At 55.0% G+C, this 26,000-nt stretch carries 19 protein-coding genes; 2 read left to right on the forward strand and 17 right to left on the reverse strand.

Going from position 1 to position 26,000, the window contains the following annotated elements; all coding sequences use genetic code 11:
* Nucleotides 1-28: 28 nt before the first annotated feature.
* The 6 genes from K9N21_11880 to fdnG all read right to left on the reverse strand — a co-directional run bounded on the left by K9N21_11880 (nucleotide 29) and on the right by fdnG (nucleotide 8,266).
* Nucleotides 29-1,675, reverse strand: a complete 1,647-nt coding sequence (locus K9N21_11880; GenBank protein MCF8144607.1) for a nickel-dependent hydrogenase large subunit — start codon at nucleotides 1,673-1,675, stop codon at nucleotides 29-31.
* A 58-nt stretch (nucleotides 1,676-1,733) separates the two neighbouring features.
* A complete protein-coding gene (locus K9N21_11885) occupies nucleotides 1,734-2,678 on the reverse strand; it encodes a hydrogenase small subunit (protein ID MCF8144608.1) in 945 nt (314 codons plus the stop codon).
* Nucleotides 2,679-3,066: 388 nt separating this feature from the next.
* Entirely contained in the window at nucleotides 3,067-3,666 is a 600-nt protein-coding gene (locus K9N21_11890) for a peroxiredoxin (protein MCF8144609.1), read from the reverse strand.
* Nucleotide 3,667: 1 nt separating this feature from the next.
* The gene (locus K9N21_11895) at nucleotides 3,668-4,246 is read right to left on the reverse strand and encodes a TlpA family protein disulfide reductase (protein ID MCF8144610.1); all 579 of its coding nucleotides are present in this window, start codon (nucleotides 4,244-4,246) and stop codon (nucleotides 3,668-3,670) included.
* Between the two features lie 188 nt (nucleotides 4,247-4,434).
* On the reverse strand, nucleotides 4,435-5,190 hold the full coding sequence (locus tag K9N21_11900; GenBank protein MCF8144611.1) for a 4Fe-4S dicluster domain-containing protein: 756 nt from the start codon (nucleotides 5,188-5,190) through the stop codon (nucleotides 4,435-4,437).
* Nucleotides 5,191-5,203: 13 nt separating this feature from the next.
* Nucleotides 5,204-8,266, reverse strand: coding sequence for a formate dehydrogenase-N subunit alpha (fdnG, locus tag K9N21_11905; GenBank protein MCF8144612.1), 3,063 nt, complete (start codon nucleotides 8,264-8,266; stop codon nucleotides 5,204-5,206).
* Nucleotides 8,267-8,854: 588 nt separating this feature from the next.
* On the opposite strand from fdnG, the gene K9N21_11910 reads away from it, so the two are divergent.
* A complete protein-coding gene (locus K9N21_11910) occupies nucleotides 8,855-10,486 on the forward strand; it encodes a radical SAM protein (protein ID MCF8144613.1) in 1,632 nt (543 codons plus the stop codon).
* Between the two features lie 8 nt (nucleotides 10,487-10,494).
* Here K9N21_11910 and K9N21_11915 read toward each other — a convergent pair whose 3' ends face one another.
* The 10 genes from K9N21_11915 to K9N21_11960 all read right to left on the reverse strand — a co-directional run bounded on the left by K9N21_11915 (nucleotide 10,495) and on the right by K9N21_11960 (nucleotide 21,671).
* Nucleotides 10,495-11,322 carry a formate dehydrogenase accessory protein FdhE gene (locus tag K9N21_11915; GenBank protein ID MCF8144614.1) on the reverse strand — a complete coding sequence of 276 codons (828 nt, stop codon included), beginning with the start codon at nucleotides 11,320-11,322 and terminating at the stop codon, nucleotides 10,495-10,497.
* 432 nt (nucleotides 11,323-11,754) lie between these two features.
* Nucleotides 11,755-12,849 carry a glycosyltransferase family 9 protein gene (locus K9N21_11920; GenBank protein MCF8144615.1) on the reverse strand — a complete coding sequence of 365 codons (1,095 nt, stop codon included), beginning with the start codon at nucleotides 12,847-12,849 and terminating at the stop codon, nucleotides 11,755-11,757.
* A gap of 9 nt (nucleotides 12,850-12,858) precedes the next feature.
* Entirely contained in the window at nucleotides 12,859-13,773 is a 915-nt protein-coding gene (locus K9N21_11925) for a glycosyltransferase family 2 protein (protein MCF8144616.1), read from the reverse strand.
* 92 nt (nucleotides 13,774-13,865) lie between these two features.
* Nucleotides 13,866-14,654 (reverse strand): hypothetical protein, encoded by a 789-nt coding sequence (locus K9N21_11930; protein MCF8144617.1) that lies wholly within the window; start codon nucleotides 14,652-14,654, stop codon nucleotides 13,866-13,868.
* Nucleotides 14,651-16,459: a tetratricopeptide repeat protein gene (locus tag K9N21_11935; protein ID MCF8144618.1), complete on the reverse strand. Its 1,809-nt coding sequence runs from the start codon at nucleotides 16,457-16,459 to the stop codon at nucleotides 14,651-14,653. The genes K9N21_11930 and K9N21_11935 overlap by 4 nt, the downstream gene beginning before the upstream one ends.
* A 92-nt stretch (nucleotides 16,460-16,551) precedes the next feature.
* Nucleotides 16,552-17,523 carry an RNA polymerase factor sigma-32 gene (locus K9N21_11940; protein MCF8144619.1) on the reverse strand — a complete coding sequence of 324 codons (972 nt, stop codon included), beginning with the start codon at nucleotides 17,521-17,523 and terminating at the stop codon, nucleotides 16,552-16,554.
* Nucleotides 17,524-17,605: 82 nt separating this feature from the next.
* Nucleotides 17,606-18,835 carry a tyrosine--tRNA ligase gene (gene tyrS / locus K9N21_11945; GenBank protein MCF8144620.1) on the reverse strand — a complete coding sequence of 410 codons (1,230 nt, stop codon included), beginning with the start codon at nucleotides 18,833-18,835 and terminating at the stop codon, nucleotides 17,606-17,608.
* A gap of 1 nt (nucleotide 18,836) precedes the next feature.
* A complete protein-coding gene (locus K9N21_11950; protein MCF8144621.1) occupies nucleotides 18,837-19,874 on the reverse strand; it encodes a DUF4115 domain-containing protein in 1,038 nt (345 codons plus the stop codon).
* A gap of 21 nt (nucleotides 19,875-19,895) precedes the next feature.
* Complete coding sequence (locus K9N21_11955; protein ID MCF8144622.1) at nucleotides 19,896-20,870, reverse strand: SurA N-terminal domain-containing protein; 975 nt, start codon at nucleotides 20,868-20,870, stop codon at nucleotides 19,896-19,898.
* A gap of 66 nt (nucleotides 20,871-20,936) precedes the next feature.
* Nucleotides 20,937-21,671 carry a peptidylprolyl isomerase gene (locus K9N21_11960; GenBank protein MCF8144623.1) on the reverse strand — a complete coding sequence of 245 codons (735 nt, stop codon included), beginning with the start codon at nucleotides 21,669-21,671 and terminating at the stop codon, nucleotides 20,937-20,939.
* Here K9N21_11960 and K9N21_11965 point away from each other — a divergent pair.
* A complete protein-coding gene (locus K9N21_11965; GenBank protein MCF8144624.1) occupies nucleotides 21,660-21,944 on the forward strand; it encodes a hypothetical protein in 285 nt (94 codons plus the stop codon). The two genes, K9N21_11960 and K9N21_11965, sit on opposite strands and share 12 nt — an antisense overlap.
* Nucleotides 21,945-22,098: 154 nt before the next feature.
* On the opposite strand, the gene mfd is transcribed toward K9N21_11965, so the two are convergent.
* Entirely contained in the window at nucleotides 22,099-25,587 is a 3,489-nt protein-coding gene (gene mfd / locus K9N21_11970) for a transcription-repair coupling factor (protein ID MCF8144625.1), read from the reverse strand.
* Nucleotides 25,588-26,000 lie beyond the last annotated feature (413 nt).

Below are 26,000 nucleotides of genomic sequence, written 5' to 3' on the forward strand. Positions count from 1 at the left end.
GCCGGAAGGGCTGTCTATGTGCATGAGGTTACAGTACCTTGACCTTATAGACTTCGTTGGAATGAGGGTCGATGACGTGTACGGCGCAGGCGATGCAGGGATCAAATGAGTGGACGGTACGAATGATCTCCAGCGGGTTCTTGGGGTCTGCTACCGGGGTGCCGACCAGCGCCTCCTCCACAGGACCCAGTTTGCCGGCCTCGCAGCGCGGCCCCAGGTTCCAGGTGGAAGGCACCACGTACTGGTAGTTCTTGATCTTTCCGTCCTCGATCTCCACCCAGTGACCCAGAGAGCCCCTGGCCACATCGTTGAGGCCGCAGCCCTTGCCGGTCTTGGGCATGGTCCAGGACGTATAGGTCTTGTTATTTCCGTTTTTGAGGTTCCCCACGAGTTCCATGATCCATGGTTCCATGGCATCGCCGATGACTACGGTTTCCAGGGCTCGGGCAGCCGTGCGCCCAAGTGTGGAGAAGAGGGCGGATGCAGGGAGGTTAAGCTTCTGAAGGGTGCCGTTCACCAGCTCTGTTACTTCCTTCTTTCCATACCCATAGGCCACCAGCATCCGTGCCAGCGGTCCGACCTCGCATGGCTGGCCATCATAGCGGGGGGCCTTCAACCAGGAGTATTTGTCGGCCGTGTCGTACTTGGGATCGCCTTCAATCGGATCGGTCTCCCCATCATAAGGATGTCTGGCATCCTTTCCATTGTACCATGAACGGGTCACGTGTTCGGTAACCTTTTCAGGGGCGGCCATTTTGACGCCTTTGAGATCCCGGTTCATGATCACGCCCCTGGGCAAAAAGAGGCTCTCGGGTTCTTTGGCGGATTGGGGGAGTTCCCCCCAGGCAAGAAAATTGGTGGTTCCTCCGATGGCGCCCCAGTCCTTGTAAAAGGGTGCAACCGCCAGAATATCCGGCACATAAACGTTTTTCACAAACTCCTGGGTCTCTTTCCACAGATAGAGAAACTCGGCAATACGGTCCGGCGTGAGATCATTGACGCAGGTCACACCGCCCACCGCCAGAGACTGGAGATGGGGGTTCTTGGCCCCGAATATGGCGTGCATCCGGGCGGCCTTGGCCTGAAGGCGAAGGGCTTCGATATAGTGGGCCGCTGCCATCAGATTGGCCTCCGGAGGGAGCTTGTAGGCAGGATGGCCCCAGTAGGCATTTGCAAAGGGGCCTAACTGGCCGCTGTCCACAAAGGTTTTGATCCTCTGTTGGACCTCCTTAAAGTAGACAGTGCCCCCTTTGGAATCGTTGCTCACATTGTCTGCGAGGGACGCGGTCTTCTGGGGGTCTGCCTTCAGGGCGTTGACCACATCGACCCAGTCCAGGGCGGACAGACCGTAAAAATGAACAATGTGATCGTGCTGAAACTGCGCCCCATGGAGCAGATTTCGAATGATCCTCGCATTGTCCGGGATCTGGACGCCGACCGCGTCCTCCACGGCCCTGACCGATGCAAGATAATGGGTGTAGGTGCAGACGCCACATGATCGCTGAGTGAACAGCGGTGCATCACGGGGATCCCGTCCTCTCAATATAATTTCAATTCCCCGGAACATCTGACCTGAACTCCAGGCATCCTTGACCTTGCCGCCCTCCACCTCCACTTCAATGCGCAGGTGACCCTCTATTCGGGTAATCGGATCAATGATAATTCTCTTGCCCATGGATATCTCCTCTCTTTTCTTAAGAGTTGTTTTTCAAGACGCAATTCTCTGCCCGCACCTATGCGCTTTCCTCGAAGAAGGGGGTCATTTTGTCCCAGAACCCCGGTTCACTGCATCCGATACAGGGATGTCCTGCCTGAATCGGCCAGCTTGTCCCGTCGTTGAACTTGGCGATCGAGCAGTTGTTGTAGGTGTCCGGTCCTTTGCAGCCCATCTTGTACAGGCAATAGCCCTTCTCAGCCTCTTTGGAGCCGAACTCCTCCACGAATTCACCATTCTCAAAATGGGATCTTCTGGGGCATTGATCATGAATGGTTTTACCATAGGCGAAGAGCGGTCTCCCGAGATCATCCAGGGCCGGGAGCTTGCCTAAGAGAAGGTAATTGACGACGGTTCCGACAAAGTTGATGGGATTGGGCGGGCAACCGGCGATATTGACCGTTTTGATCCCCAACGCATCGCCGACGCCTTTGTATCCGCCGGGATTGGGACTGGCGGCCTGTATCCCTCCGTAGGTTGCGCAGGCGCCGATACAGATGACGGCAGCGGCCTTGGGGCATACATCTTTGGCGATCTCCAGGAATGTGCGACCGCCGATCTTGCCATAGCCCCCGTTGTATTTGGTGGCGATGGCCCCTTCCACCACGCAGATGAATTTGCCGTCGTATTTTTTGACGGATGCGTGGAGAAGATCTTCTGCCTGGGTCCCGGACGCGGCCATAATGGTCTCATGGTAGGCAACATCGAGGATGTCTATGACCAGTTCATCGATCCAGGGGTACATGGACCGGAGCACGGCCTCTGAGCAGCCCGTACACTCGGCAAAGTGGAGCCAGATGACCGGCGGCCGCTGTTTGGGCGCCGCGAAAACCTCTGCAACTTTAGGGATAAACGATGAAGACAGCCCCATGGTAGCGGTAAGCACGCCGCAGAACTTCATGAAATCCCTTCGTGAGATTCCCTTCCTTTCAAGCCTTTCGTAAAACTCCTTTTCCTCTTTCATGCGGCACCTCCTGATGCTGGTTAACAATATGTATTCAGAAAAAACCACAAATCGCAGCGGGTGGGGAGACGTCCTCTCCCTGCGCCGCTGATCGGCCAACCCAACAGCTTCACATGATGGCGCCGCCCGGCCGTCAGACGCAGGCAGGCAGACACTTGGCGTTCAATCCTTAGGGGTTCCCCTTCAAGGTATCAGACCCAGTCCGTATTACCCAAGATTATATTTTTTATTTGAGATAGGTTAATCAGAGCGAATGAACCTGGTATGGCAGGAAAAATATGAAAACCTTCTCCCTGACCATGCGGCCCAATGCATCGGAAACAGGTGTGTAAAATATAAAGAATAGAGGAGGGTGTCAAGAAAAAAGTCGCCGTTCCGATTTTGCCGTCTATCTGGAGAGTTTCTCCAGTTCTCCTATCAGGATCTCGAGACGGGGTCTCTGGTTTATGTCATGCACATCGATGTATTGGATGACGCCCTCCCTGTCGATGACAAAGAGGGCCCTCTCGGACATGCCGTCGGAACGCAGAACGCCATATCTGTCGGCCACCGCGCCGTGGGGCCAGAAGTCCGAGAGCACCGGGAACCACAGCTTTCCCATCTGGCGGGTCCATGCAAAGAGCGAGGGGATATTATCCACTGTGATGCCGATAAGCACCGCGTCGTGCTGCTCAAAGAGGTCCTCCACGATATTGTATCCCGGCCACTGGTCTGAACAAACCGGCGTCCATGCGGCAGGCACAAAGGAGATCACCACGTTCTTTTTTCCGCGGAATTGGGACAGGGAGACCTGTTCTCCCGAGACTGCGGGGAGGGAGAACTCCGGGGCCTGTTCTCCCACCCTCACCTTCAGGGCGCTGTCATTCGGTTTCAAAGGTCCCGGGTCATAGATGTTTTCCTTAAACGCATCCGATCGTCCATATGTGCCGGTTCCCATGGTTAAGACCACGACACACCCCAGCAGGAGGGCAAAGGTAATCTGTTTCATCTCATTGCTCCTGATCGATCCCTGATTCTTTGAGCATCAGGCCTAAAAAGTGATCGACGCCTGCCAGTCCCCCCAGCTTGGCATAGATCACCCGGTCTGTTCCGTCGCTGTTTACCCGGACCCCCACAAAAAAGGGCGTCCGGACTTCCCCGAAGGCCTTGTGTATGACAAAATCAGCATCCGGAAAGAGGGGGAAGGGGATTTGATACCTCTTTTTGAATATATCCACCTCAAATCGGGTATTGCCCGCACCGATGCCGATGAGTTTGATCTTATCCTTCAGCGAAGGGGTGTTCTCAATCTTTTCATAGAGGCGATTCACCATCGGCGCTTCTCTCTGACAATGGGGGCAGTACATGCTGAAGATCTCGATAATGACCACCTGGGCCTTTATCTGGGGAATATTAAAGCTGTCGCCTTCTGAAAGACCCAGGTAGCGCTGATGGGCCGGATCCTCAGGCGCCGGGAGGGTGATGGACGGCAGGGGGGTCCCCTTCCGGGGCCCGTCTTCGGCCAGGGCGGCGGCAATGACGCTGAACCCCATCCAGATGCCTACGATACAGACAAGGAATCTTTTCATGGTGTGTATCCGAACGTAGTTCGCTCCGCTCACAATTGGAATGTTTAAATGTTATAATATCAGAATAATGAGTTTAGCGGAATGGAAACAATTAGAAAATGATTTGCTGCTTTTCAAGAGCCAATTCCCGGAGACGGAAAAGGGACGCCGAAGCGCCCCTTTTCCTCTCTGAGATCCGGCCGTTCGGGCTAACTGGCCAGTTTGTGTATCATGGTCCACTCACTGGAAAGCTCCTTGAGAGATTTCCCGATCTTCCTGAGGGCCATCTTCCTGTTCATGCCGCCGGGCAGGGCATCCACCTTGGCATAGGTGTAATACTTCTTGGGCTCGTCAGACAACAGATAAAAGGCCCTGAGATCGTCAATGCCCGTCAGTGTGGCCTTGGGGAATTTCGATTTCACCTCTTCAAAACGCTTTTTGGCCAACTCGACCATCTTGTCCCTGTCTCCAAAATTCATGGCCCCCGTGGGGCAGGTCTTGACGCAGGCCGGCAACAGTCCGTTATGAACCCTGTCCACACACATGGTGCACTTGGAGAGATACCCTGTCCCCTCCTGGGCCCTCGGGATATTGAAGGGGCACGAGTCGATCACTGTCTGTGCATCCATTTTCTTGAGTTTATCGGTATAGAGGACCGCCCCGGTATGGCTGTCGATGATGATCCCGCCGGGGGCCTCATCGTCCGCCATTTCTTTGCAGGGGGGTTCCACGCAATGCCTGCACTGATCCGGGAAAAAATACCATACGGGTTTCTTGTTGGCCCCCATATGTTCCTCGAACCGGACCACCTTGTAGGTCTCGAAAGAGAGATCCTTGGGGTTCTGCATGCTCCCCCATTGCTGGGTCTTGGTGGCCGGAAGCTGGTTCCATTGCTTGCAGGCAATCTGACAGCCTCTACATGCCGTACACACTGTAGTGTCAATAAAAAACGCCTTTCCGCTCATCAGATCACCTCCTTTATGCCTTTCTCACATTGACCATGAAGGCCTTGGTTTCAGGGATCCTGGTATTGGGATCGCCGGTGGACGGGGTCAGCAGGTTGGCGGAATCGCCGCCCTCCTTGGGATGTACCCATCCAAAATGCCACGGGAGACCGACCTGGTGGACCGTGGTCCCCTGGATCGTGAAGGGCCTGAATCGGATGGTCACCATGGCCACGGCCTCGAGCTTGCCGCGGGCCGATTCAATGATCACCTTTTCGCCGTTCTTGATTCCCCGCATCTTGGCCAGTTCCTGACTCATCTCCACAAAGAGCTGGGGCTGGGCCTCAAGCAGCCATGGCTGCCAGCGGGTCATGATGCCGGTCTGCCAATGTTCACACACCCGGTAGGTACTGGCCACAAAAGGATATTTGGGGTCACACGACTTATAGATATCCATTTTGGTCTGATACGTCGGCGCCACCGGGTTGACCAGTTGGCCGGAAATAAGGTTCTTTTCCACCGGACATTCCATCGGTTCGTAGTGTTCGGGGAAAGGTCCGTCCGCCAACCCCGGGCCGAACACGTGGGCATGCCCTTCCGGCTTCATAATAAAAGGATACTTGGTTGCGGGATTGGGGGTGCCGTCCGCCTTGAGCATGGGCGGCCATCCGCCGTCCGGCACATCGCCGACCCAGCCGCCTTTTCCGCCGCCGGCATTGGGATCCCAGGCAATCACCGGATGTTCCTTGTCCCACGGCTTTCCATATTTGTCTACGGATGCGCGGTTGTAGATAATCCGGCGGTTGACCGGCCAGCACCAGGACCATCCCAGGTTGAGACCGATGCCGGACTTCTCCCTCTCCCGCCTTGCGGCCATATTCCCCTTGCCGGTATAGGAGTTGCAGTAAAGCCAGTTGGCGCTGCTGGTGGAGCCGTCATTCTGGAGAAATGCAAAACTCGGAACGAGTTCGCCCTTCTTGTAGAGCGTTCCTTTGATGGTGACATCCTTCAGGAAATAGCCGTTGATCTCTTTGGCCATGGCATGGGCGTCAAACTCGCCGTGCTTGGTGTAATCCCACTTGAGATTGACGATGGGTTCGGGAAAAATCGCATCCTTGTCCTGCTTGTAGAGATATTTCAGCTTTTTCCCCAGTTGCATCAGGATATCGCCGTCCGACCAGGCCTGGCCAGGCGGATTCGCCGCCTTGTACCGCCACTGCATCCAGCGGCCGCTGTTGGTGATGGACCCTTCCTTTTCCACTGAGACGGAACAGGGGAGCATGAAGACCTCTGTCTTGATCTTTTTGGGGTCCATGCCCGGGCCCTTCCAGAACGAACCGGTCTCGTTGTCAAAGATATTGACATTGACCATCCAGTCCAGCTTGGCCATGGCCTCGCGGTTCTTGTTGGCGTTGGCCCCTGAGGCTGCCGGATTCTGACCCCATGCAAAAAATCCTTTGAATTTTCCCTTATACATTTCGTCAAAGAGGTCCAGCCATGAGTAGGTAACGCCGTCATCCAGCTTGGGAAGCCAGTTGTACCCGAAATCATTCTCCTTAGTGGCCTTGTCCCCGAAAAAGGACTTGAGAAGGCTGACCGAGTATTTCGAATAGTTGCCCCACCAGTTGGCGCTCAAGGGATCGTTGGTCTTGGGCGTATACTTTTCATTATAGGCGGCCAGGGTGGGCTGGGATGCCTTCGGAGTCTTGAGATATCCAGGCCAGATATGAAACAGGATGCAGTGATCCGTTGATCCCTGGACATTGGACTCCCCCCTCAGGGCATTGACGCCGCCTCCGGCGACCCCCATATTCCCCAGCAACAGCTGAATCATGGCCATGGTCCGGATATTCTGGACCCCCACCGTATGCTGGGTCCACCCCATGGCGTACATGATGGTTCCGGCCTTCCCTGTCTGACCGGTGGCCGCGTACATCTCGTAAACGGCCTGGAGATCTTCTTTCGGGGTCCCGGTGATGGCTGAGACGGTTTCCAGGTCATACCGGCTGTAGTGTTTCTTGAGCAACTGGAGAACACAGTTGGGATCCTGGAGCGACCGATCCTTTTTGGGGATCCCTTTATCGTCCTTTGCAAAGGCCCAGGTGCTCTTGTCGTACTTTTTCGCCTTGGGATCATAGCCTGAAAAAAGGCCGTCATTAAAATTAAAGGCGTCGGTTACAATAAAGCCCGCATTGGTGTACTCGGCCACATACTCGGTAAAATATTTGTTGTTGTCGAGGATATACTTGATCATGCCGCCCAGAAAGGCGATATCCGTCCCTGATCGCAATGCGGTGTAAAAATCCGCCTTGGAAGAGGTCTGGGTGAAACGGGGGTCTACGCTGATGAGCTTGGCGCCATTCTTCATGGCCTCGGTCACCCATTTAAAGGAGATGGGGTGGTTGGCGGCCGCATTGGACCCCATAATGAGAATGCAGTCGCTGTTTTTGATATCGATCCAGTGATTGGTCATTGCGCCGCGTCCGAACGACTCTGCCAGAGCCGCAACAGTGGCGCTGTGTCAGATACGGGCCTGGTGCTCGATGTAAACCAGTCCGAGGGACCGCATGAGGGCCTGGATGAGCCAGCATTCTTCATTATCCAGGGCAGCGCTCCCCACATTCGCTATGGCCGTGGTGCGGTTGACCGTCTGGCCCTTGCCGTTCTTTTCCTCAAAGCTCTCGTCCCGGGTCTTTTTGATCCGTTTGGCAATGGTCCAGAGGGCCCAGTCCCAGGATACCTTCTGCCACTGGGTGCTGTAAGGAGCACGGTAGAGCGGGGTTGTCAGCCGGCTGTCATTGTTGGCCAGTTGACTCAGGGCCGCTCCCTTGGCGCAGAGGGACCCTTCATTGATCGGATGATCCGGATCTCCCTCGATGTTGATGATTTTTCCTGCCCCTGCCTCCCCGGTGCTGCAGATCAAGCCGCAGCCCACCGCACAATAGCAGCAGATGCTGGTTGTTTCCTTGGCAAAGCGAAGTTTCAAGGTCTGGGCGTGAGATTTGAATGGCTTCAAATCAAGGCCTAATCCCAGGATCGCAACGCCTGCGGCAGAAGCCCCGGTGATCTTAAAGAAATCACGACGCGTAACGTTCATGCCTCCTCCTTTCTTCTGTCAGGTTAAGGTTTTTGGGTTGATTCAAAATGCCCGGGTCCGAAGGCGGGCGTCTGGAACACACCAGCGGATGGACCCGCGGCAATATTGGAAACTGCGGCATGACCTTTTCCGTTAACGCAAAATTTATTTTAGAATCGGTATAAATGTTAAAATGGCGAGAAAGTAACTTCTGAATGTGATTAAATACCCAAAAAGATCTTGTTGTCAACAACTTTTTTGCTTAGAAATCAATAAGTTATTTATGTCAGTCCTGACATAAGGCATGTGTTGGAATCTTGCGACATGAAGGCCCGTAGGATGTCGTATCTTTAAACCGGAGCGTTTCAGACGGGTTGTAGGGAAAGGGGTGTTCATGGTAGTAGATGCTGTGTTCCGTAATCCGGGCTTGCGGGACACCCTGCGGAAAAGCTGGCGTCTTATGGATTGAGTGCCTCGTTTGTGTGAGGGGTCTTTTTCCGCCTCCGGCGCAAAACATCAAATCAGGGATGGTTTACGCTCGTCGGCCGCCCCGGGTATTGAATACCTGGCATGGGGGGTCCCAGAGACAGAGGGACAGGGGGGAGTAACGTGAAAAATGCAAACATACTGCTTCTGTACACAGACCGGTATTATCTCACCAAGCAGGTCTATCCCTTTGGACTGGATCTGATCGCCGATCATCTTCGTTGGCACGGGCATCGGGTTACCCTCGAATATCCCTTCCTGCCCGAGCCCGATCCGGAGACAAACCTGGTGAATATCCTGGAAGAGAACCGACCGGACATCATCGGCTTGGGCATACGCAACCTGGACACCTGCCTCTCCTGCGAACCCCACGGCGATTATGCCGGCAAAGATTTCAGGACCTTTTACTTCCTTCCGGAAATACGGAAAATCGTCGATTTCCTCAAGATGCATTCCCCCGGGATCCCTGTCATTGCGGGGGGAGGGGGATTTACCATCTCTCCCAAGGCGATTTTGGAATACCTAGATATCGAATACGGGATAACAGGAGAGGGCGAAGAACCGATCAGGCAGTTTGTGGATGCCTTTCCGGACAGAGAAAGGATCCGGGGGGTCAGCGGGCTCGTCTACAGGGATGAAGGAGGTGTCCGGCACAATCCCCGGAATGCCTTTGGTTTTGCCGAAGGCACCGGTTCAGGCATCCGGGAAGCGAGATTCCGCTTCGCCTTTGAGACCACCGGTCTTCCGGTGCAGGTGAAGCGGGGGTGCAATCAGACGTGCAGCTACTGCGTGGAGCCGATCATCGAGACCGGGAAAATCGTATTCAGGGAAATGGATCGGATCATCGCGGAACTAAAGGCCCTGTCCCAGGGGGATGCCGGGATCAGGGAGATATTTTTTGTGGACACCGAATTCAATCTTCCGGATCTCACCTACTGTACCCGTTTGATTCAACGGATTATCCTGGAAGGCCTTCATGAGCGGTTTGGTTTCACCTCGCAGTTTTTGCCCAAGCCCTTTGATTCCGATTTTGCCGCGCTTCTGGCCGAAGCCGGGTTTTCCATTATTCTGACCTGCGACAGCTTCTCCGATACGGTCCTGAAGCGGAATTATACCTCCTATTGCCGGAGGGATATCCGGAACACCCTGGAGATGTGTGAACACCACGGCCTCCCCTGCACCCTGTCCATGATCTTCGGCCTTCCCGGCGAAACCTATGAGACCGTGGAGGATTCCATTGAACAGATGAAAAGATACGGGCCGGGTCCTTTGAGACGGTATGAATATACGGTGGGCGGAAGGATCTATCAGGGGACCCGCTTATGTCGGATGGTTGAGAAGGGTGAAGGATTGGAGCATGTCTATGGAATGCGGTCCCAGGGGTATCTGGCCCCTTGCTATTTCTGTTCCCCTGAAAGCCCGTTTACCCTGAAAAAATATATAGAGAAGGGTCTGGGTTACGCCATCGCCTACGACAACCCCTATGATGGGGCGGCCGGCCGGTCTCTCGCCATGGCCTATATGGCGGACCAGGAACAGTGGGACCGGGTCGTTTCCATATTCACGGCCAGCAGCATTCCCGCCCGCTTACGGATCTATGATTACCTTTTTCAAAAGATGACCGGAGCGGGCAGAATCCATGAGGCAAAAATCATATCTGAAAACCTGCTGACCGCCATGGAGGGGGATGCCGGCAACGACTATGGGGAAGAGGTGTCGCTCATCCGGTTCTATCTGGGGTGTCTCATGCAGTGAACCCCCATTTATTTAAACCCGTTCTCCTGGGCCAGCAGATCCAAATGAAGCGTGGCCAGATTTTCCAATTCGAGGGGGGCTGCCTCTTCAAAGGTCTTCTTATCGATGGTCTTGATATACCTGAGGCATTCCCTGCAGAAATAAACCCGAAAGCCCTCTTCCTCTTCGGCCTCGAAGTATCCCAGTCGTTCCTGTTCCGTGGTGCTGCAGAAAGGGCATTGAATCCGGGGAAAGGGCCATTCCTGGCCGCACAGCTCGCAGTGGAGGTATCGCTTGCCGGTCTTTTCAAACCCGGCCATGTCCGGCTGAGATCCGCAGACGGGGCAGTAGCCCTTGTCCCATCCGGTGTTGTCCATATCTTTTGCGGCTGTTTCTCGAAATCGCTCAATGGACGGCCGCAGGGCGGTCTTTCCCAGAAACGCCAGCACATTGGGGTCCAGATCCACCTCTATTGCCATGTCGGTCAAGGTCTTTTCATCCTGACTCAGGATTCCCCGGAACAGTCTTTCCGCCCAGTCGTCCGCAGATTCGATCTGTTTCAGGGCCTTTTTCAGCCCTTTTACGTCATCCCTCCCCGCTTGGCTCAGGTGCACCAGGAACGCCTTCAGCAGGTCGGCCGCTGAATCGAAATCAAGGGGGAGATCTTCTCTTGAGAAGAGGGGAAACCCCTCCTGCTGCTGGATTTCCCTGATCCCCTGGTTCACCTGAACCGGCTTGACCCCGGGCGATGCCTGGGCCATGAGAAGGGCGAGTTCCCGAAAAGGGGCCAGCGCGGTCCTGGCGGCCGGTCTTTGCTGAATCAACCGATCAATATGTGATACTAGGTCCCGGGTCATACATCATCTCCCTTTTTGTGCGGATTTAAAGGTTAACAGGTGCAGGGTCCACAATTCAGTCCTGATCAAGGCGGGATTGCCGGCCGTCATCTTCTGTTGCACCCATTCCCCTTCGCAGTGCACTTCATGTGAAATCACAAAAGTTTAAAGATATGAGAGGTTCTGTGCCTGACGCTTCCCCATGTTGTATATCATGGAAGATGCCCAATAGCAAGGACTGGTCCCGGGAATAAAAGGCCGGCGTTGGGATGACGTATATGAACCATGATGTGAGCATTAAGTCACTGGAAGACCCACCCGCCGACACAGATAACAACGCCTGAAGGCGCCACCCATTTTTCGCCCTTTGGTTGCATGACCGAAATGACAAAATTCCCTTGAAGAGTCAACCAAAGAGCACCCCTGCATCGGTAATGCCTTTCAGCAGATTTTCTACCTCTGCGGCTCCCGCAGGATGCGCTCCAGGTGGGTTTCCACGACGGAGATCACCTCTTCCGCCTTCAGGTCGTCCAGACAGCGGCTCTTTTCGGTCCCCTGACATCCCTTCTGGCGGCAGGGCTGACACCACATCCCCTTGGTGGCCACGCAATGGCGTTCCCCCCTGGGGGCCCAGCTGAGCGGTGACGATGGGCCGAATATCCCTATTGTGGGAACATTGACGGCGCAGGCCATATGAAGGGCGGCGGTATCCACACCCACGAACAGGCTGCATGTCCGGAGTATCGCAGGGAGTTCTCCGATGGAGGTCTTTCCCGCAAGATTGAAGGCCCGGCCCCTGAACGCTTTTGTCAGCGCTTCTGCGCGGGCCTGTTCGGCTGAAGATCCTGTGACGATGACGGAGAACCCCCGTGTTCCGGTGAGGTGACGCATGAGGGAAATCCATTCCCTCGGCTGCCATTCCTTGTACTGCCACAGGGAAAAGGGATGGATGGCCGCGATGGGCCGCCGGTCCGGTATGCCGGCCTCCCTGAAAACGACCCGGGCCCTCTTTTTCCGCTTTTCCGGTATATGCAGGGCCGGGAAGGGATCCCCCGTTGATAAACCGAATGGTGCGAGGATATTGAGATTGTGTTCCGGGGCGTATTGAATGGCCTCGTTTACAGGCCGCACGAGATGGGTAAACAGATTGTTCCGCCACCACGGGCCCTCTTCTGCAAACCGGCCGATCCGGTACGGGGCCCCCGAAAGGAAGGCCGCGATGGCGCCCCGGGACCCGGTTCTGAGGTCAATGGCCAGAGAAAACCGTGGGTTACGGAGGGTCTTCAGGAATCGGGCATGGTAGGCGAGACCCCGGCGTAACCCGCGCCGCTGCTTGTCCACAGAGATGACGCCATCTGTCCATGGACAGTCTTCAGCCAGTTCCCGCGCATGTTCTCTGACGCACACCGTCAGCTCGTTGTCCGGGAAATGCCGGCGCAGGGTCCTGATAGCGGGCATGGTGAGGACCACATCGCCGATGTCCCCCAACTGGATAAGGAGGACCCCGCCTTTCGGTTCCGGCAGGACTATGCTTCCTTCAACCAACATGGCCCCTTCTCAGGGACATCCTTTCATGTGCCAGGCAATCAACTGAGCGTACATGACGAGCCTCCTGTTGAGATTCCTTTTCAGACCGAGGGTCAGGCCGACGCCTAAGAGCGAAATGGCCGTATTGATGAGCAGACGGGAAAAGATAATCACGCAGATGAGCGCATAGGACCCCGGTCGCCACTTCTTAAAATAGACGTATCTGGATCGATAAAAGAGGATACGGGCGTCCGCCCTGGCGGCCGCGCTCTTTCCCTGGGCATGATAGATCCGTGCTGAGGGAACAAAACAGATTTTCCACCCGGCCCGCTTCATCCGATACGCCCAGTCGGTTTCTTCCATAAAAAAGAAATATCGTTCGTCCAGGGGCCCCACTCGATCGACGGCCTCTTTTCGAACCATCATACAGGCGCCGATGCAGGAATCGACTTCAATCGGTCCGGTGTATTCCCGCCTTTTGCTGGGGAACCTCCGGGGAAAAAGGAGTCGAAGGAGGGTCTCATTGGATGCCAGGGAGAGGAGGGAGGGAAAATTGGCGATGGAATTCTGTCTGGATCCATCGCGGTTCAACAGTTGGCCGCAGGCAATCCCCACCATCGGGTTGGCCTGCATGAAATCATAGAGCCGGTTGACAGCGCCCTCCGTCAGGGCGGCGTCGGTATTGAGGAGCACGGCGTAGCGTCCTTTCAACCGTTCAAGGGCGAGATTGACGGCGGCTGCAAAGCCCAGGTTGGCTGGGTTTTCGATCACATGAATGCCTGGAAAGCGCTCTTTGGCCGCGGTAACGCTCCCATCGGAGGATCCGTTGTCCACCAGCCAGATCTCGAAGGGAATCCCCCTGAGGGTCTTATAAACAGAGTCGAGACATGCGAGGAGGAGGTCTCTGGTATTCCAGTTGACAATGATAAAAGAGATGTCGGTCATCGGTTTAATCGCTGGTCATTTCGTGAGGGGGTGAGGAATCAAGCAACAGGGCCTGACGCCCGGCATTGTGGAAGCACCTGAAAAGCCGGATGCTAGAGATGAACCTCTTCAAATCCCCGAGGGGCTTCCTGTTGGAACAGGGAGTCCGGAACCGGGCGGTTAAAGACCATCTTCCTGATCTCGAGGGTCAATCGAATCGTGTCCTTGGCATCGGTTAACCCGATTTCCCTTCCATATATTAAATTGCCCGCCTCCTCAAAATCGGAAAACGACATGGCAACTCCTTGTCGCCGCCACCAGACCCTTTGGGGGAGGCTGCTGTCGGGATAGAGATCAATGACCCGGATGTCAGAGTTCTGTCTATCGGACAAGGTGATCCGGTCGCCTTTTTCGGAGCGGGCCTGGTGAAAAGGGGGCAGCACCGGATAGGCCCTGGCGAGGGACCAGAGGAGATCGGAATCGAGGGGGAACGGGAGTTGCTTCAACAGGAGGGGGCTTCCGAGACGTCCTCGGTAATGGCGCTTTTCAGAAAAAGAGAGGACATCCAGGCGCGGGCCATCCACCAGGATATGGAGGAGGGGGCGGCCCCAGGCATGGGTGATCTCGATCCGGATGCTGGAGGGGTCCCGACGGGCGACGATCAGAACCTCTGCCTCTGATCGGGTCCCCTGGCGCTCGATGGTGAGGGTTCCGGAAGAAAAGAGGGTGTGGACGGCGCTTTCCTGTTCCTTATAGGACGATATGATGCCCGCAATCTGGGAGTGGCCGAGGGGGGGCGATGGGGGTCTGGTCATCATCCGGGCGCAGCCGGTTGAGAGGAGAAGCACCGCTACCCAAAGCAGCCCCAGAAAAAGGGGGGTCTTTTGGTTGAGGAAAGTCAATTTTTTTGCTTCAAAAGCTCCTGCACCTCGGTTATCTTTTCTTTGACTTGTTTCTCCTGTGCAGGGTTCAAGGAGAGGGCCTTCATATAATAGCGGAGCGCTTTTTCATAATCCTGTTTCTTGAAATAGACGTCACCCAGATGCTCATGGATGGTGGGATCATTGGGTGTGAGTTGTACCGCCTTTTCAAGGTGGAGAACGGCCTTGTCATAAATCCCCTTCTTGTAATACACCCATCCGAGGCTGTCCATGATGTACCCGCTCTCAGGTCTAATTGCCAATGCCTTTTTAATGAGGGCCATTGCCTCGTCCAGCCTGATCCCCTCTTCGGCATAGGTATACCCGATGTAGTTGAGTGCGTCCGCATGGTTCGGATCGATTTCAAGGATCTTCCGCATCTGTTCAATGCTTGCTTCCTTGTCCCCTTTCTTATCCAGAAGCGCGCCCAGCCGGAAGATAAGGTCGATATTGCGGCCGTCTAATTTCAGCCCCTCCCGGATAACGGTGATGGCCTGGTCGTATGCCTCCTTGGCCTCGTAAACAGATGCAAGCATCAGATAGAGTTCGATCCTGTCCTGCTCCAGTGATATGGCTTTTTCCATGACCTCGATGGCCGCATCGAATTCTTCCTGTGTGGTCAGAAGATGGGCGATGTGTATCTGGGCATTGACAAAGTATTGGGAAGCGGAAGGGATCTTTCTGAAGTGTTCCAGGGCGCTCTTGATCTCTCCTTTCTCTTCATAGGCAGTGGCCAGGTAGTACCTCGATTTATCGTCACCCGGCCAGGCATTGACGATCAATTCCAGCTCTGTTATGGAATCTTCAATCTTCCCCTGCCTCAGATAAATGAGTCCAAGCGCCTGACGCTCGGGCGCCCCCGGGGTTGAGTGTTTCAGGATCTCTTTGGCCTGGTCTTCGGATTCTTCTTGAAGGCCCATTTTCAGGTATAAAACCGCCAGTCTTTCCCGGGCCGGGATATTGTCCGGGTAGAGTTCCACCAGTTTCCGATAGGTGCTGACGGCATCTTCCTCTCTGTCTGTCATCTGATACAGCGTGGCCATGTCAAAAAGGGCGGGTTCCAGGCCTTCATTGAGTCGCAACGCCTCCCCCAATGCCTTTTCCGCCTCGTTGTAGCGATTCATTTCCAGATGGATACGGCCGCGGTAGTAATGGGCCACCACCAGTTCAGGATTTTGTTCGATCAGTATGTCCAGGTGATCAAGGGCCTCCTGGAGCTGCCGCTCTCTCACCAGTATGGTGGTCAACAGGAGCCGGATGCGCTGGTTCCCCGGTTCCATGTGAAGGATCTTCCGATAATGTTCCACTGCCAGGTCATCATTGCCGGTGAGCGCGTAGAGATCCCCTGTCAATGTGATGCTCGTGGCGTCCGAAGGATCCAGATCGACCGCCTTTTGAGCATAGGCCAGGGCCTCGGGGTACTCTCTCAGCTCTTTTAGAAGGAGCGCCATTTTCTGGTGCAGATAAACCGAGTCGGGATCTTGCTGGATTGCGGATTCAAGGTATGTCCGGGCTTCTTCGAGATTTCCCCGGGTCAAGGAGATGGCCGCCATGGTAAAATCCCGGTAGGCCTGCTGGAGTTGATCTTTTTCCGTGATCCGAACCACCTCTTCGGTCTGTTCAACCGAGGGGGCTTCTTTCAAAATAGTGGAGGGTGTCGGCGCACACGCGGAGACGGCCCCCAGGAAAGTGAGGAAACCCACCCGGCACGTTATCAAGAACCTGTTCAGGAACGGCCGTTGAGGGCTGGTGCGATCTCTGGTGGAGGGTACGGCAGACGGTTTCATTCTTCCTCGTGGACATCCACCTCGGGGAGGCGTCAACCGCCCCTCGGCAAATGGGTATCGTGTTAATGCCGGGGTGGAGAAGCGGATCTCCATTACTTCAGGAAATCCCCGAACTCTTCGTCGAAATTAGGTATTTTTTCCTTCAGCCATTTCTTTATCTGATTGATGATTTTTTCCTGGAGCTGCCGGATCCTTTCGCGGGAAATATTGTATTTGTCCCCCAGATCCTGAAGCGTCAACGGCTTTTCCGCCATGATGCGATTGTCAAATATGTCGGCCTCTTTGCCCGAAAGGGTTTTGCGGAATTCGCGCAGGCTCTTGATGAGGAGATCGCGATTTTCCATCTCTGAGAGTTGATCGTCTATGGGTGTCCTCGGGTCGGGCAGGAAGGCCCCGAAGGCCTCTCTTGAATCTTCACCCATGGGCGAACTGAGGGAAACCTCCCATCCACCCAGACGTTGCGTCATTTCAACGACTTCTTCTTCTTTGACGTCGAGCCTTTCGGCCAGCAGCCTGGGTTCAGGGGCAAAGCCCTGGGCGATCAGTTTGTCCCGTTCCTTTGCGAGGTTGAAAAATAATTTGCGCTGGCTCTGTGTCGTCCCAATTTTGACCAACTTCCAGTTATCCATGATAAACTTAAGGATATAGGCCTTGATCCAGAACGAAGCATAGTAGGAAAATTTTATCCCCCGATAGGGATCGAATTTTTTCACTGCCTGGAGGAGGCCCAGGTTCCCTTCCTGGATCAGGTCCAGCAGATTTTTTGTCCAGTACCGGTGAAAATCCATGGCGATCTTTACAACCAGTCTCAGATTGGCGGTGACGAGCTTGAAGGCGGCCTCGTCATCCTTCTGTTCCATGACCCGTATGGCCAGTTCTCTCTCTTCCTCTCTCGTAAGGAGGTCATACCGCTTTATCTCGATCAGGTAAATCTGGAGCGGGTCAAAGGGGACCAGGGCGGTTTCCGCGAGGTGAACAGACGGGGGCAATACCCTTTCTTTTTTCCTTTTCGCAGGCGAATCTTTCATCTCTTCGGGTGTGTATGCCTTTTTGGGGTCCTTCATAAAAAGACGCTGCCATCCATCCCATCCACGGGGATTCCCGCAGGCGATATAATTTTTGTGGTCATCTTAAAAAGGTAATCCCTCAATCCAGAATCACCTTCATGTACCGTTTCTTCCCCGCCCTCAGGAGGAGGGAATTGTCCTCAAAGTCTTCGATGTTGACCAACTGATCAAATGTCTCGATCTTGTATCCGTTCAAATATCCGCCTCCCTGGACGATCAGCCGGCGGGCCTCGCCCCGCGTCTTGCAAAGGCCTGAATCCTCGAAAAGGATATAGGCAGGGATGCCGCTATCGAGCTGGTTCCGGCTGATTCGGTAAATCGGTACGGATTCAGACGCGGCGGATGCATCAAGACCGAATAACTGCCTGGAGGCCTTCTGCGCCTGGTCTGCCGCGTCTTTCCCATGACACAGTCGGGTGGCCTCATATGCCAGGACTTCCTTGGCCTTTCGAATATCCGCACCTTCGAGCCTCCGCAACCGGCGGATTTCGTCCATCGGCAGGAGGGTGAAGAGGGACAGAAACCGTCCCACATCCGGATCATCCTGATTGATCCAATACTGATAGTATTCATAAGGCGAGGTCAATTCCGGGTCCAGCCAGACAGCCCCCTTGTGCGTCTTGCCCATCTTGATGCCTGACGATGTGGTCAGTAGAGGGAATGTAAGACCGTGTATGATCTCCCCTTCCATGCGTCGGGTAAGGTCCGCCCCTGCCAGGATATTGCCCCACTGGTCGTTTCCACCCATCTGAAGGCGGCAGTCGTACGACTTGAAAAGATGCCAGAAATCATAGGCCTGCAACAGCATGTAGTTGAATTCGATGAAATTGAGGCCTGTCTCCAATCTGGCCCTGTAGCTTTCCGCACTCAACATCCTGTTGACGCTGAAGTGCCGGCCGATATCTCTTAAGAAATCGATGTAATTGAGACGCGTCAGCCAGTCGGCGTTGTTCACCATGAGGGCCTTGTCTTCACTGAAATCGATGAACCTGGCCAGCTGTGTTTTCAGATAGGCGGCATTTTCATGAATTTCTTCGCGGGTGATAATGGGACGCATCTCGGTCTTTCCACTGGGATCTCCAATCAGGGCGGTTCCCCCCCCGATGACCGCAATGGGCCGGTGACCCGCCCGCTGCATGTGCACCAGGGCCATAATAGGAAGGAGGCTTCCCGCATGGAAGCTCCTGGCAGTGGGATCGAAGCCGATATAGCAGGTGACCCGCCCCTCCAGCAACCGGGAGACAAGGGATTTGTCCGTAATCTGCTCGACAAAACCCCGTTCTTCAAAGATGTCTAAGACGTTTTCCATACTAGTCTGTTGAGACGCTCCTTTCATCTTCTGAGGGAAGCCTCAGTCGAATGACCTGCCCCTGTTTACCCAGATTTTCCATCTTTCTGCCGTTGAATTCAAGATCGATCCCCCCGGCGTTGCCGATCAGCAATTCAAACCCCTCATGGGCCCGCCATTGGGGATTGCTTTCAGGATCCAGGATATATTCCTTGGGTTTTTCCTGGTCTATGGTCACCCTGACCCAGGTCCGCTCCTTGACATCGGCTTTCAGGATCAAAGGCGGCATGTCGTTTTCCGGGACCGGGGCCGTATCCGGGACCGGTGTTTCAGCTGGCGGCAGACTTGCTGTTTCTGAAGGAGCTGCCGGTTCCTCCGTCTCCTGAGGGGCATCTGCAAGTGTATCGGGGTGATCAATGGATCGTGTGTCTTCAGGGCCGGGGGCCGGGGCCGGAACCTCCTGGGGCGACTCCGTATCGGTTTCAAGGGGAGCGGACGGTCCCGGCATCTCATCCGGGGGTGCTTCTTCCTTTTCCAATTGCAACCGGCCGCCCGGATCTATCCGTTCGGCATCCGACCTCTCCTCTGCCGGAAGGGGGGGCTCCTGTTGCGTCGTCAACTCTCCGGGGCCCGGACGTTCCAACCATTCATAGGCAACAAATCCTCCGGCCAGGACAACAAAGACCAGTATAAGGTAAAGAATCCCCCTTTTTTTCCTGGGCATTGCCTGAAGCGGTCTCGGCATCGGCTGGGAAGGGGGGGCCGTCTCCTGGTAGAGGGCGATGAGACCCTCTTCTGACAATCCAAGGACCCGGGCATAGGATCGGATAAAGCCTTTTATAAATGCGGGAGAAGGGAGACGGTCCCAATCCTCGTTTTCCAATGCCTCAAGGAAACGGGCACTGATCTTAAGGCGTTCGGAGATCTGGGCATGGGTAAGTCCCGCTTCTTTCCGTTTGGCCTTCAAAAGGGGGCCGAGTTCCTTGCCGGAGGGGAATTCCCAATCCTCGCCTGCATCGGTGTGGTTTAAATTTAGGGGATGGCGTTCCTCAGTATCCATCTATGTTCCCGGTTTTCTGCATTAAAAAATGATCTTGGTATATGCCTTGTCCCTCAACTCGCTGATCCAGGCGGAATATCTTCTCTCGAGCTCTTCACGGTAGAGGATGGATTGAATCGCATTCCGGACCTGTTCGAGTGATTTGACCCCTTCCGCGTCCTTTTCTACGACCTTGATGATTTGAATGCCCTCGGGTCTGATGATCGGCTTGGCCACGTCTCCAGCGGAGAGGCCCTTGATTTGTTCGGCCATTTCCGGGTTCAGTTCCGACAGTTTGAAAGTGCCGAGATCACCGCCGTCCTTGGCCCCGGGCCCACTGGAAAATTTTCTCGCCAGGTTGCCGAAATCCTCACCGTTTTCGATCATTTTATAGATGTCTTGGGCCCTCTGATACAGATTCCGGACCTCTTCCTTGTCCGTCGGATCCGCTTGCCTGAGAAAAATGAGCGCCAGGCGGATCTTTCCCCCGCTGGTAAACTCATCAATGTGCTCCTTGTAGTACTTCTCAATATCTTCCTCCTTCAGCATGATCTTGGATTGGACCTCATAGCTGATCAACCGCATTCTCTCTAACTCGGTCTTGATCGATTTCCTGTAGGCCTCATAGGAGGTCCCCCGTTCTTTCAGTTGGGCAAGGAGGCCTTCCTGGTCCAGCTGATTGTCCGCTTTTACCCTTTCAATCGCCTGATCCACCTCTTCGGGCGATACGGTTATCTCCAATTCCCGGATTTTTTCAAGGGCGATTTTCTGGTCGATGAGGTCGTTGAGAACCTTTCGCCGGGTCTCGATATACATATCCTCAGATCTCTCTTTGAGTTCCCTGGGGGAGAATCCGGTAAGCTCCCTTATCTTTCCGTTAAGCTCATAAAGGGTGATCACTTCATTGTTGACGATGGCGACGACCCTGTTTTGGGTCTCGGCCGGGACAGGGGAGACGAATACCAGGGTCGCGGCGAAAACCACCATCCATTGAGATACGGTTCGTAATGTATTCATGGGCTCCATTCTTCATTCCCTGGTGCCGGCCTGTCCAGGCGGAAAACCGGGCAGGGACCCTTCTGATTAAGATAGTTTTAATTTACTTAAGATTTCTTGATTAACTCTGACTTTAGACTCAGCCCTCAGTTTTTTCAACCATTTTTCGTAAAAGCGGTCTTGCCGCTGCCGGAGCAGTCTGGATTCGATGATATCCATGACGTCCATGAGCTCTCCGGGACCGGCGGGTCGATGGGCCACCACCTCAAAAAGATGATACCCGAAAGGGGTTTTGACAACCGGGCTGACCTTTCCGGGCACTAACGAGAAAAGGACATGTTCCATGGATTCGATCAGATCGCCCCGACCGACCCATCCCACCTCGCCGTAATTTTCGGCCTCAGGGGCCGTGGAATGTGCTTTTGCCAGTTCTCCCATGTCTTCGCCGGCCGTAAGACGCGCCCTAAGCCGCTGTGCCGCTTCCGGAGACGCGCAGACGATCTGACGGAATTTCACCCTCTCCGGGCATCTGAATTCATCCCTGTGCTCCTGGAAATAGGCCTTTATCTCTTCATAGCTGGGTGGCTCCACGCCTTTGGAGACCTCCCGGACAACCTTGCTGAAGAGGAGTTGGGTTTTCAGACGGGATTCCCATGAATCCGGTTCCACATGGGCCCGCAATAAGGCTTCCCGAAATTCAGCTTCTGTGTAGTCCTTCTTGAGCGCCGCCAGCTCTTCCTGGAATTCCGCCTCAGTGACCGCGATGCCCATTTTCCTTCCAAATTCAATAATGAGAAGATAGTCGATGAGTTGCCTGACCATCCGGTTCCTGATCTCTTCTGCGCCATTGTCCGGCAGCGCCGTTCCAGGACACATAACTGCCAGCTCCCTTTTCAGGGCATCGGCCGTCAGTCGAATCGAACCGATTTCTATGGCCGCATCCGGTTCATGATCGAACAGGCCGCAACCGGCGACCGGAAAAATGAGGGCTCAGATGAGAAGGCCATAAAGGCCGCGGCGTATGCATCCCATGACGGTCCCCATCCCCATCCCGGGGCAGTTATTCGAGTTGAATCTTCCTTGGCGGTCGGGTGAATCCCCGGTCACATGGGAACCCCGAACGGATTTTCCACCGACCCTGTTGCATCTGTCGCGATCATGCGATGAACTAACCAGAATTTATAAGATTAACAGCAAATCTGAAAAAATAAAATACATTTTTTGCCGTCTCCTGGATTCCCGCGCCCTTTCATCCGTCTTCATCCACGCCCAATGCGGCCATTTCCTTCGCCACCTTATCAAGATCATCCGGAAAAGAGAAAGATTTAACGCTGATTCTAAGCCTGTTGTCGGGCAGGAGTCGATACTTGCGCGGGCTGGCATGTATGCGCCGGACCAGATCTTCGGCGTGTATGGCCGTATCTTCGGGAAGGGTCAGGGTCAGGCTGTCGGACCCCATATCCAGTTTGCTGATCCGAAGCCTTTTCAGGAGGAGACGGAGCGACATCAGGCCGAAGAGATGAACCACCTCCTCCGGCGGGGGACCGAAACGGTCTTTGATCTCCTCGATAATCTCCTTTAATTCAGACGGGTCGATGAGACTGGAGAGCCTTCGGTAGAGATTTAACCGGACATCCATGTCCATCACATAGCTCGCCGGAAGATAGGCGGGAATGTCGATGTTAATCTCCGGGTTGATGTCATCCTGCCACTCTTTCCCCTTGAGTTCGGCAACGGCCCGTTCGATGAGCTTGATATAGAGTTCGTATCCGATGGCCGAGATATGTCCCGATTGTGAAAACCCGAGGATATTGCCGCCGCCGCGAATCCTCAGATCGTGCATGGCCAGGTGCAGCCCCGCCCCCAGATTGGAAAAATCCATTAAGGCCTTGAGCCGCTTTTCCGCGTCCCTCGTGAGGACCGATCCGTCGGAGATCATGAGATAGGCATAGGCCTTTTCCTTGGCCCGGCCCACCCGGCCTCTTAATTGATAAATCTGGGCCAGGCCGAGGCGGTCGGCCTGATTGATGATAATGGTGTTGGCCGAGGGGATATCCAGCCCCGACTCGATGATGGTGGTGCAGACCAGGACATCGATTTCCTTATGAAGGAATCGCAGCATGGTCTCCTCCAGCTCCCTTGACTTCATCTGACCGTGGGCCACGGCCAGGCGGGCCCGAGGAACCAGCTTCCGCAACCGATCGGCCGTGACCTCGATGGTGCGCACCCGGTTGTGCACAAAAAAGGTCTGTCCGCCCCGCTCTATTTCCGACTCGATGGCCCGGATGATCAGGGATTCATCATAGGGCGACAGGTAGGTCTCGATGGCCTGCCTGTCCTGGGGCGGCGTCTCGATAACGGTCAGGTCCCGGACCCCGATCATGGACATCTGAAGGGTCCTGGGAACCGGCGTGGCCGTGATCGCCAGCACATCCACCAGTGCCCGGTATTTTTTCAGGGTCTCCTTCTGCCGGACCCCGAACCGTTGTTCCTCATCAATGATCATCAGCCCCAGGTCTGCGAATTTGATATCCTTTTGAAGTATCCGATGGGTGCCGATCACCACGTCGATCTTGCCTGACCGGAGTCTCCCCACCGTCTCCGCCTGTTCGCGTCTGGTCTTGAACCGGCTCAGCACCCCCACCTCGATGGAAAAGGGCGCCATCCGCTGTTTAAAGGTCTCGAAGTGCTGTTCCGCCAATACCGTGGTGGGGACCAGAAAGGCCACTTGTTTTCCATCTGAAACCGTCTTGAACGCCGCCCGGACCGCGATTTCCGTCTTTCCGAAACCGACGTCCCCGCAGACCAGCCGGTCCATGGGGCGTTCTGAACAGAGGTCTGAAAGAACATCTTCAATCGCCTTGATCTGGTCATCGGTTTCTTCATGTTCAAAGGTGGCCTCAAATTCGCGGTAATAGTTGTCCGGAGGCGAAAAGGCGAACCCGTTTCGATATTTCCTGAGGGCATAGAGTTCCACAAGCTGTCTGGCGATCTTCCGGACCGATTTTTTGGCCTTTTGTTTGACAATATTCCACGCGTTTCCCCCCAACTGGTCCAGTTTGGGAAGCGCTTCATCGGCCCCTGCATATTTCTGCAGGATGCTGACCCGGTCCGCGGGGATGTAGAGCTTGGAGTTGTCGGCATATTCCACAATGACAAAGTCATTCATCTTTCGGACGATCTCCATGGTCACCAGCCCGCCATACCGACCGATGCCGTGCTCCTCATGGACCACCAGATCCCCGGCCTTGAGCTGGCTGAAGCTGGACCACGAGAGGCCGTCTTTTCGAGGCCGTCTCTTGGATGGTCCTTTGACGGCCTTGGCCCCGAAGATGTCATCTTCGCTGACCACATAGAGGCCGATATCCGGCCAGGCAAAGCCTTTTGCCAGCCTCCCCAGGCACAGGCTCAAGCCGGCATGGGCGGGGATCTGGTCCCATCCCCGGACCACTCTTTCCGCCTGGATATCGTAGTTGGCCAGGATCTCTTTTAAGCGCTTCGCCTGCTGTTCGGTGCTGCAGGTGATAACGACCCTGGATCGGGCGGCGAGCCACGAGGCGACTTTTTGCGCAAAGGGGGCCATGGAAACCCTGCCGCTCCCGGTGAGCCTGAGTTCCAGATCGCCTTCCAACTGAAAACGGCCCTGGATAATCAACGTATGGTCAGGGGCGGGGCCTTCCTCCAGATTCAATTGGCTGAATCCCATCCTCTGACGGGATTGAAACTGCCGGTCGATTTCCGGAAACGGGACAAAGACCCCCTCCAGATCCGGGAAGGGGACCCCTTTTTTTGTGGCGTCCTCCCTGAATCGCTCCTGGTCCTTCTGAAACCGCTTGTCTGCCTTCCGGGCCTCTGACTCCATGCGATACGGATCAAAAAGGGAAAGAACTCCATTTTGGGGGAGATAGTGGAAGAGGGTGTCGAGACGTGAATAAAAATGATTGAGCCAGGCCTCCTGCCCCGGAAATCCTGCGCCGGGCTCGGATCCGGGAAGCCTTCCCAAGGATCTGGCCCGCTGAACATTGGGTTGGTCCATGATGACCTCCGAGGCAGGAAGGAGAATCATCTCGTTCAAGGGGCCCTGCGACCGCTGGCTGACGGGATCGAACTGACGGATCGATTCGAGCCGGTCTCCCCAGAACTCCAGCCGTACCGGGAGGGGATACAGGGGCGAGAAGATATCGATGACGCCCCCCCGTACCGAGTAATCTCCCCGGTCTTCCACCAGGGAGGTCCGCAGATAGCCGTTGACTTCGAGCCGCCGGATAAAGCGCTCTCTGTCCACCTCCTCTCCGGGTTCGAGGTATTCGAGGGAATCGAGGAGCGATTCCTTGGGCATGATCCGGAAACAGAGCGCCTCGATGGAGGTGACGACAATCGGATTTGGGTCGGAGGTGAGGGCATACAGGGCCCGGATTCGTCGGGTGATCAGCTCCCGGTGCGGGCTGAGCCCGGTCAGGGGAGACATGTCATAGGGGAAAAACTGATGGAGCCTCAGGTCCGAGGCGGTCTCGTCGGCCTCCGGGCCGCTCATGAAGAATTGAAGGGCCTTGTAGAGCCGTTCTGCGCCCTTTCTGTCCGGAAGGACGGCCAGGCAGGGTCTGTGGAGACCGGTCAGGACCCGGGCGAAGAAATAGGCCTCCGCCGAGCCCGAGAGGCCGACAACGGCCATGGACCCGGCGCCCGTATCCAACCAGTCTTTCAGGGTATCAATATCCGGATGGTGATGAACCGACATAGATGACTGACAATTTATGGGGCCTGGCCCCGATTTAAGTATGGACATGGTGGAATACCGGAGGAATGGGCAAGAGGAATGAAAAGCATCATTCCCGGCGCCATTGTTCCGGATCCACAGCACTGACAACCGATACCAAAGATGCATGATGACAACGAGGTGTCATCGCTCCGAGACGTCAAATTATGGGTGATGGGCGTGCCCGGTTTCGGCCTCCCCCCTACTGCCCCTGGCTGTTTCATTCCCACTGCCGATGGGACAGGGAGCTGCATGGGGTGCCTTATTATTGGAGGACGTGACAAGAAAGGGGCGTTGACCTTTGCATCTTATCCTTTGTCTACAGAGACAACTATAAGGGATTCCGGTTCCCATGTCAAGAATGTCCCGGGGCCGCGGGATCCTGCGCCGCGAAT

This window comes from Deltaproteobacteria bacterium (assembly GCA_021737785.1).
Taxonomy (GTDB): Bacteria; Desulfobacterota; DSM-4660; order Desulfatiglandales; family Desulfatiglandaceae; genus AUK324.

Excerpts from the sequence above, each read along its gene's own strand:
- K9N21_11950 (MCF8144621.1), bottom strand. The coding sequence starts at position 19,874 with ATGGATACTGAGGAACGCCATCCCCTAAATTTAAACCACACCGATGCA.
- K9N21_11890 (MCF8144609.1), bottom strand. The coding sequence starts at position 3,666 with ATGAAACAGATTACCTTTGCCCTCCTGCTGGGGTGTGTCGTGGTCTTA.
- K9N21_11880 (MCF8144607.1), bottom strand. The coding sequence starts at position 1,675 with ATGGGCAAGAGAATTATCATTGATCCGATTACCCGAATAGAGGGTCAC.
- K9N21_11940 (MCF8144619.1), bottom strand. The coding sequence starts at position 17,523 with ATGAAGGACCCCAAAAAGGCATACACACCCGAAGAGATGAAAGATTCG.
- K9N21_11900 (MCF8144611.1), bottom strand. The coding sequence starts at position 5,190 with ATGAGCGGAAAGGCGTTTTTTATTGACACTACAGTGTGTACGGCATGT.
- K9N21_11895 (MCF8144610.1), bottom strand. The coding sequence starts at position 4,246 with ATGAAAAGATTCCTTGTCTGTATCGTAGGCATCTGGATGGGGTTCAGC.
- K9N21_11925 (MCF8144616.1), bottom strand. The coding sequence starts at position 13,773 with ATGACCGACATCTCTTTTATCATTGTCAACTGGAATACCAGAGACCTC.
- K9N21_11920 (MCF8144615.1), bottom strand. The coding sequence starts at position 12,849 with ATGTTGGTTGAAGGAAGCATAGTCCTGCCGGAACCGAAAGGCGGGGTC.
- mfd (MCF8144625.1), bottom strand. The coding sequence starts at position 25,587 with ATGTCGGTTCATCACCATCCGGATATTGATACCCTGAAAGACTGGTTG.
- K9N21_11935 (MCF8144618.1), bottom strand. The coding sequence starts at position 16,459 with ATGAAACCGTCTGCCGTACCCTCCACCAGAGATCGCACCAGCCCTCAA.
- K9N21_11960 (MCF8144623.1), bottom strand. The coding sequence starts at position 21,671 with ATGGTCAGGCAACTCATCGACTATCTTCTCATTATTGAATTTGGAAGG.
- K9N21_11915 (MCF8144614.1), bottom strand. The coding sequence starts at position 11,322 with ATGACCCGGGACCTAGTATCACATATTGATCGGTTGATTCAGCAAAGA.
- K9N21_11955 (MCF8144622.1), bottom strand. The coding sequence starts at position 20,870 with ATGAATACATTACGAACCGTATCTCAATGGATGGTGGTTTTCGCCGCG.
- K9N21_11885 (MCF8144608.1), bottom strand. The coding sequence starts at position 2,678 with ATGAAAGAGGAAAAGGAGTTTTACGAAAGGCTTGAAAGGAAGGGAATC.
- tyrS (MCF8144620.1), bottom strand. The coding sequence starts at position 18,835 with ATGGAAAACGTCTTAGACATCTTTGAAGAACGGGGTTTTGTCGAGCAG.